The 6962-nt window shown below is 66.9% G+C and carries 5 protein-coding genes; 4 read left to right on the forward strand and 1 reads right to left on the reverse strand.

Features of this window, described 5'->3' with window-relative positions; translation table 11 throughout:
- Window positions 1-129 precede the first annotated feature (129 nt).
- Window positions 130-2871, reverse strand: coding sequence for a helix-turn-helix transcriptional regulator (locus UK23_RS43480; protein WP_082115456.1), 2742 nt, complete (start codon window positions 2869-2871; stop codon window positions 130-132).
- A gap of 211 nt (window positions 2872-3082) precedes the next feature.
- On the opposite strand from UK23_RS43480, the gene UK23_RS43485 reads away from it, so the two are divergent.
- From UK23_RS43485 to UK23_RS43500, 4 genes are read left to right on the forward strand one after another with little or no spacing between them, the layout of a single operon-like run.
- The gene (locus UK23_RS43485; protein ID WP_045317685.1) at window positions 3083-4456 is read left to right on the forward strand and encodes a glycosyltransferase; all 1374 of its coding nucleotides are present in this window, start codon (window positions 3083-3085) and stop codon (window positions 4454-4456) included.
- Window positions 4457-4476: 20 nt separating this feature from the next.
- Window positions 4477-5532, forward strand: a complete 1056-nt coding sequence (locus UK23_RS43490) for a DegT/DnrJ/EryC1/StrS family aminotransferase (RefSeq protein ID WP_045317686.1) — start codon at window positions 4477-4479, stop codon at window positions 5530-5532.
- Between the two features lies 1 nt (window position 5533).
- Entirely contained in the window at window positions 5534-6709 is a 1176-nt protein-coding gene (locus tag UK23_RS43495) for a cytochrome P450 (RefSeq protein WP_045317687.1), read from the forward strand.
- Window positions 6710-6724: 15 nt separating this feature from the next.
- The gene (locus UK23_RS43500; RefSeq protein WP_045317688.1) at window positions 6725-6919 is read left to right on the forward strand and encodes a ferredoxin; all 195 of its coding nucleotides are present in this window, start codon (window positions 6725-6727) and stop codon (window positions 6917-6919) included.
- Window positions 6920-6962 lie beyond the last annotated feature (43 nt).

Raw genomic sequence — 6962 nt, forward strand, 5'->3', positions numbered from 1 at the left:
TAGACACTCACATGATCAACGAGCGCCGTGCCCGCCTTGCATTCAGGACAAACGACTTTGCCGGGGCCGTGCCCGGCCAGGGGGACCCCTTCTTCGATTATCTCAGGCAGGTCTGACAGTTTTCGCGGATCAGGCCGTGCTCGGCAGGTACGAGTGCAGGTCCGCGGGCAGGTCCTTGCGGTATTTCACGTTCAGCTTCCGATACACCCGAGTCAGGTGCTGCTCGATCGTCGAAGGCGTGATGTACAGCTTCGACGCGATCTCCCGGTTCGTGTACCCCACCGCCGCCAACGCGGCCACCCGCCGCTCGGCATCGGTCAACGTGGCGATCGGATCAACCGGCTTCTCCTCAGCCGGAGCATCCTCGTCGGGCTTCCCCCGAGAAGGCAACAACTCCTCGCACAACTCAGCCGCGTCACACACGTTCGCCACGTGCCAAGCCCGCCGGGCCACCGTCCAAGCCCGCCGATGCTCCCGCAGGGCCTGATGCGCCTTGGACAAGTCGGCGAGAGCGCGAGCGAGCTCGTACTGGTCCCCGTACTCCTCCAGCACCACCACCGCGTCCTGCAACAGCTGCGGCCGGTTGTGCGGCTGATTCGTAGCGGCCAGCAACCGCAACGCCACCCCACGAGTCCGCGAACCCTCAGGCCCCAACCGGGCCAGCTGCTCGTTGATCAGCCGCTTCGCCTCGTCCCGGTTCGCCCCGTGCAGCAGCCACGCCTCCGCGGCCGACGTCCGCCACGGCACCACCCCGGGCTGATCCACACCCCAGGACGTCATCAGCTCACCGCACGACAAGAAGTCCGCCAACGCCGCGTAGTGCCGCGAAGTCGCCAAGTAGTGGTGGCCGCGCGCATACAGGTAGTGCAACCCGTACCGCGACTGGAACATCGCCTCAGGCACCGGCTGCTCCAGGAAGGAAGCCGCGTCCTCGTGCCGCCCCATCTTCGTGGCGGCGTTGATCAGGATCCCCAGCGGCATCCCCAGCGCCACCCCCCACCCACCGGCAGGCATGAAGTCCAGTGCGTTCTGCGCATGTTCGAAGGCAGTGCTCAAATCGCCGCGACGCAACGACACCTCGGCCCGCACGCACGAGAAGAACGCCCGCGCCACCCCGAGGTTCTTGACCCGCGCCTCCTCCAGCAGCCGGTCGCACCACTGCGCGGCGACGTCGAGCCGATCCGCGTACACCAAGGCCTGCAACGCCAGCATCGCCGACTCCGGCCCCCACGACCCGCTGTCCGACGGCCGGGCCGCCTGCAGCACGTGCTCGGCATCGGTGGCCGAAGCGTCGCTGGCCCCGTACGTCAGCACGTTCGCCAAGGCGGTGACCGCCTTCAGCATCGGCCCGGACGTCAGGCTCACGGTGCGCGTCTTCACGGGTTCGGACGACGGACGCCGCGCGAGAGTCGGATGCGAGCAGGCCAGCCACAGCTCCATCGCCCGCAACCCGCTGCCGGACGCGGCAGAACGCCTGACCCGTTCCAGAGCCTCGGTGGCCTCGTCGACCTGGCAGTTCCACAACATGGGCTGCACCAAGGAGTTCACATCGCGGTCCGACAGTTGCCCGGCCCGCATCGCCGGCACCACCGTCCCCAACCGGCGACCGGCCGCGGACGGGTTCACCCGCCACTCCACCCGCACCAGCTTCGCCGCGATCGCCGCCCGCCCGTGCACCTCGACACAGGCCCGGTGCGCCAGCTCCAGATACCGCAACGCCGTGTCGATCTGCTCGTCCCGCAGCGCGTGCTCGGCGGCCTCCTCGAACACCGGCACCATCCACGGGTTCTCGGAGTGGTCCGCCATCACCAAATACGGCGCCACCTCAGTGGCAGGCGCGCCCTCGTCGTGCAGCAGCAGAGCCGCCCCGAGATACATCTCCTTGCGGTCCTGGGCGGACAGGTCGTCCAGCACGGCACCACGAGCGGCCGGGTCGCGGAACCAGCCATCAGACAGCAGCCCGGCCTCGTTCATCACGTCCAGCGCGGAATCCACCGTCTCGACATCGACGCGGGCCAAGCGCCCCAACGACTCCCGTGTGGCGCCATCACCCGTCACGGCCAAAGCCCTCGCCACCGGCAAGACGTGATGATCAGAGCGATGCAGACAGCTCACCAGAGCACGCCGATAGCTCGGCCCGATCACCAGACCACCGTCGTCGCGCGGCTTGCACAACCGCTGGTCATCGAGCAACGACCGCACCAGCAACGGATTTCCACCGGACAGCGACATCGCTTCCGAAGCGTGCATCGCGGTCTCGAACAGGTCCTCGACAGAACCCAGCGGGGCGAGCGAGACATCCCGGCAGTGCGGATGCCGCAACAGTTCCGTGTGCAACGCGGTGTGAGCAGCACGCGGCGACGCGGTCTCGCTCAGCATCAGCAACACCTTGACCTGGCCGAGCCGCCGGATCAGGTAGAGCAGCCAGTGCAACGAGGACGAGTCCGCGTGCTGCACGTCGTCGATGCCGATCACCAGTGGTGTCTCGGCGGTCAGGTCCATCAACGCGATGCACAACGCGTGCAGCTGCCGCGCGGACGGCCCGTCGGCGGAACGAGCGGCGGCGTCCAGCAGCTCACCGACCTCGGCCGGTGCGTCCAGCGGATGGAAGATCTGGCCCACCACACCGAAAGGCAGGTCGCGCTCGAACGCCGAACAGGTCGCCTTCACGAAGCTGACGCCGCAGGCCTCACCGAACGCGTGCAGCAGCTCGGTCTTCCCGCTCGCCACCGGACCGGTGAGCAGAGCGACCCTTCCGGATCCTGACAGGGAGTCCGTCAGCAATGTCTCCAAGGCGGCCCACTGGTCGTCGCGCTCGATGAGTCCCGCGAGCCGTGCCTTGGTCATGCTGCTGTCGGACGTCCTGGTCATGATGATGTACCTCTCGCCACGACGAGTCGGCGTCGAGCGTCCCAGGCGGACACATCCTCATGATATCGATACGCGCCGGTTCTAGGTGTTCTCCTCGACCTGGGGTGCGTTCCAACACTAGGGCTTCTTCTCGAGAAGACTGTCACCCCAGGACACACCCGCAGGACGTCGGGCAGGCTCGCGTTCACCAGGCGCCAGAAGGGTGAAGTCCATGAGCCAGCGGCCGATCCTGTTCGTCAGTCTGCCCGAGAGCGGCCTGCTGAACCCGATGCTCGTGCTAGCGGAGGAGCTCTCGCGCCGCGGCGTGGAGAACCTGTGGTTCGCCACCGACGACAAGGGCCGCGAGGAAGTCGAGGCAGCGGCGGTCGGCTCGCCGATCCGGTTCCGCTCGCTCGGTGACGTGATCCCCGAGATGTCGTCGGTGACGTGGCCGGACGACATCTACGCGAAGGTGACGCAGCGGTCGAGGTTCAAGGCCCGCAAAGCCGTCATCGAGCAGACGCACCGGCCCGCGCTGCGGGTTCCCAAGTACCGCGCGCTCGCCGGGCTCGTCGACGAGATCCAGCCGGCGCTGATGGTCGTCGAGTCGATGTGCATGTTCGGCTACGAGGTCGCGATCACCAAGGGAATTCCGTACGTGATCAGCAACCCGTTCGTGCCGTCGAACCTCGTCACGTCCGCGGTGCCGATCGGCCCGTCCTACACCCCGAGCGGCTTCCCGCGCCCGCACACCGGCCTGCCCGCGGACATGTCGTTCACCCAGCGCTGGGCCAACCGGCTCTTCGGGTGGCGCACGCTCGCGATGGCGTTCTCCGAGCAGAACAAGGAACGCAACGCCGAGAACGCGAAGGTCGTCGCGGAGCTCGGCATCTCCCCCGAGGCACGCGGCCAGTTCGCGCGGGTCGAGAAGTCCGAGCTGGTGCTGTGCTACTCGATCCCGGAGATGGACTACCCGTTCGACATCCCGGAGAAGATCCGCACGGTCGGCGCGCTGGTGCCGCCGCTCCCCCAGGCCGATCCCGGCGAGCTGGGCGCGTGGCTGGACGCGCAGAAGTCCGTGGTGTACATGGGTTTCGGTACGATCACCCGGCTGACCCGCCCCCAGGTCGAGGCGTTCGTGCAGGTCGCCTACACGTTGGAGGGCAAGCACTCCATCCTGTGGAAGCTGCCGCGCGACCAGCAGAAGTTCCTGCCGTCCAATCTGCCGTCCAACCTGCGCATCGAGACGTGGGTGCCATCGCAACTGGATGTGCTGGCGCACCCGAACGTCAAGCTGTTCTTCACGCACGCGGGCGGAAACGCCTACACCGAAAGCATTTACTTCGGCAAGCCGATGGTGTCGCGGCCACTGTGGGTGGACTGTTACGACCAGGCCGTGCGGGCGGAGAGCTTCAAAGTCGGGCTGACGCTGGACAAACCGCACACCGTCGACCCGCGCGACGTCGTGGACAAGCTCACCCGCGTTCTGGACAACCCGGAGTTCCGCGAGAACGCCGAACGTCTCGCCGCGCTCCAGCACGCCGCCGGTGGCCGCAAGACCGCCGCCGACCTCGTCCTTTCCCTTCCCGCGCTGGCCCAGAAGTAGAAACACGGAGTGAGTTGACGATGAGCTACCGCTACCCCGTGTCGATGCCTTCCCTGCGCGGCAACGAGCTCGAGTACACGACGAAGGCCGTGACGGACGGCTGGATCTCCTCGCAGGGCCCGTACGTGCCGCGGTTCGAGGAGGCTTTCGCCGCCTACAACGGTGTTCAGCACGGCGTCGCCTGCTCGTCCGGCACGACAGCGCTGACGCTCGCGTTGCGCGCGCTGGGAGTCGGGCCGGGCGACGAGGTGATCGTGCCCGAGTTCACCATGATCGCGTCGGCGTGGGCCGTCACCTACACCGGTGCGACGCCCGTGTTCGTCGACTGCGCGGACGATCTCAACATCGACGTCGCGAAGATCGAGGAGAAGATCACCCCGCGCACCAAGGTGATCATGCCGGTGCACGTCTACGGCCGGCAGTGCGACATGGAGCCGATCCTCGAACTGGCCTACGAGTACAACCTCAGAGTCGTCGAGGACTCCGCGGAAGCCCACGGTGTCAAGCCGACCGGGGACATCGCGGCGTTCTCACTGTTCGCCAACAAGATCATCACCAGCGGCGAGGGCGGCATCTGCGTCACGAACGACCCGCACCTGGCGAGGCAGATGGCCCATCTGAGAGGCATGGCGTTCACCCGCGACCACAGCTTCCTGCACAAGAAGCTCGCCTACAACTTCCGCATGACGAACCTGCAGGCGGCGGTCGCGCTCGCGCAGACCGAACGCCTCGACGAGATCATCGCAACACGCTCTCGGATCGAGAAGCGGTACGACGAAGGCCTTCGGGGCATCGACGGAATCACGCTCATGCCGCCGCGTGACGTGTTGTGGATGTACGACCTGCGTGCTGAACGCCGTGAGGAGCTCATGAGGTTCCTCGCGGAGAAGGGGATCGAGACCCGCCTCTTCTTCAAGCCGATGAGCAGGCAGCCCGGCTATCTCGACCCGGTGTGGCCGGCGCTGAACGCGAACCGGTTCGCCGAGGACGGGCTCTACCTCCCCACCCATGCCGAGCTGACCGAGGACGACCAGGACTACATCGTGGGGCAAGTCCGCCAGTTCTACGAGGTATGACATGACCAGTGCCGACGCCGACCTAGTCCCGTTCATGATGCGCCGCCCCGGCGCACCGTTCCCTCCCCCCGAGTACGAGGATTTCCGCACCAGGCCCGGCCTGGTGAAGGCCGCGCTGCCGTCCGGTGAGACCGTCTGGCTGGTCACGAGGCACGAGGAGGTGCGTGCGGTGCTCACCGACCCGCGCATCAGCTCGAACCCGGACCACGAAGGCTTTCCGCGTCCGTCGCGCACCGTGGGCGCGCCGTCCGCGGACGACGTGCCCGGCTGGTTCGTGTCGCTGGACCCGCCCGACCACAACAGGTTCCGCAAGGCGCTGATCCCCGAGTTCACGGTGCGCCGCATCCGGTCACTGCGCCCGGCGGTCGAGGAGATCGTCGACCGTGCAATCGACCAGATGCTGGCGAAAGGCAACACCGCGGAGCTCGTCGAGGACTTTTCTCTGACAGTGCCGTCGCTCGTGATCTCCTCCCTGCTGGGAGTGCCCAAAGTGGACCGCGACTTCTTCGAGGAGAAGACGAAGGTCCTCGTGACGCTGACGTCGACCGACGAGGAACGGGACAAGGCGTCCGAACACCTGCTCCGCTACATCAACAGGCTGATCACGATCAAGTCCAAGCGCCCTGGCGACGATCTGATCAGCAGGCTTCTCCAGGGCGGTCTGCTGACGCCCCAAGAGCTTTCCGGCGTCTCGATGCTGCTGCTCATCGCGGGCCACGAGACGACGGCGAACAACATCTCGCTCGGTGTCGTCACGTTGCTGCAGCAGAAGCAGTGGATCGACGACGACCGCATGATCGAGGAACTGCTGCGCTACCACTCGGTCGCCGACCTGGTGGCGTTGCGCGTGGCGATCGAGGACGTGGAGATCGGCGGGCAGCTCGTCCGCGCGGGTGAGGGGATCGTGCCGCTCGTGGCCGGCGCGAACCACGACCCGGAGATGTTCGAACGGCCGCACGAGTTCGACCCCGCCCGGCCGGCAACCGGGCACGTGGCGTTCGGGTACGGCGTGCACCAGTGTCTCGGCCAGAACCTGGTGCGGCTGGAGATGGACGTCGCCTATCGCGGCCTGTTCGAGCGGATCCCGGCCTTGGAGGTCGCGGTCCCGCTGGAGGAACTGCGGTTCAAGTACGACGGAGTCCTCTTCGGACTCCACGCGCTACCTGTGCGCTGGTAACTGGAAGGATTCGTGATGGCTCGGATCAGTGTGGACACCGGCAGGTGCATCGGCTCGGCTCAGTGCGTGCTGGCCGCGCCGGACGTGTTCGACCAGGACGACGACGGGTTCGTCACCGTGCTCGACGACAACCCGTCCGGTGAGGCGGAGGCGACCGCGCGCACGGCCCGGGGCATCTGCCCGGCGCAGGCGATCACCGTCCACGACTAGGGCCTGTATCGAAGTCCGGGGTCGATGAGAGTCGCGCCTGAGG

This window comes from Lentzea aerocolonigenes (genome assembly GCF_000955955.1).
Lineage (GTDB): Bacteria > Actinomycetota > Actinomycetes > Mycobacteriales > Pseudonocardiaceae > Lentzea > Lentzea aerocolonigenes_A.

What these genes read in the sequence shown, in the direction of transcription:
- UK23_RS43495 (WP_045317687.1), top strand. Translation starts at nt 5,534, where the DNA reads ATGACCAGTGCCGACGCCGACCTAGTCCCGTTCATGATGCGCCGCCCC.
- UK23_RS43490 (WP_045317686.1), top strand. Translation starts at nt 4,477, where the DNA reads ATGAGCTACCGCTACCCCGTGTCGATGCCTTCCCTGCGCGGCAACGAG.
- UK23_RS43480 (WP_082115456.1), bottom strand. Translation starts at nt 2,871, where the DNA reads ATGACCAGGACGTCCGACAGCAGCATGACCAAGGCACGGCTCGCGGGA.
- UK23_RS43485 (WP_045317685.1), top strand. Translation starts at nt 3,083, where the DNA reads ATGAGCCAGCGGCCGATCCTGTTCGTCAGTCTGCCCGAGAGCGGCCTG.
- UK23_RS43500 (WP_045317688.1), top strand. Translation starts at nt 6,725, where the DNA reads ATGGCTCGGATCAGTGTGGACACCGGCAGGTGCATCGGCTCGGCTCAG.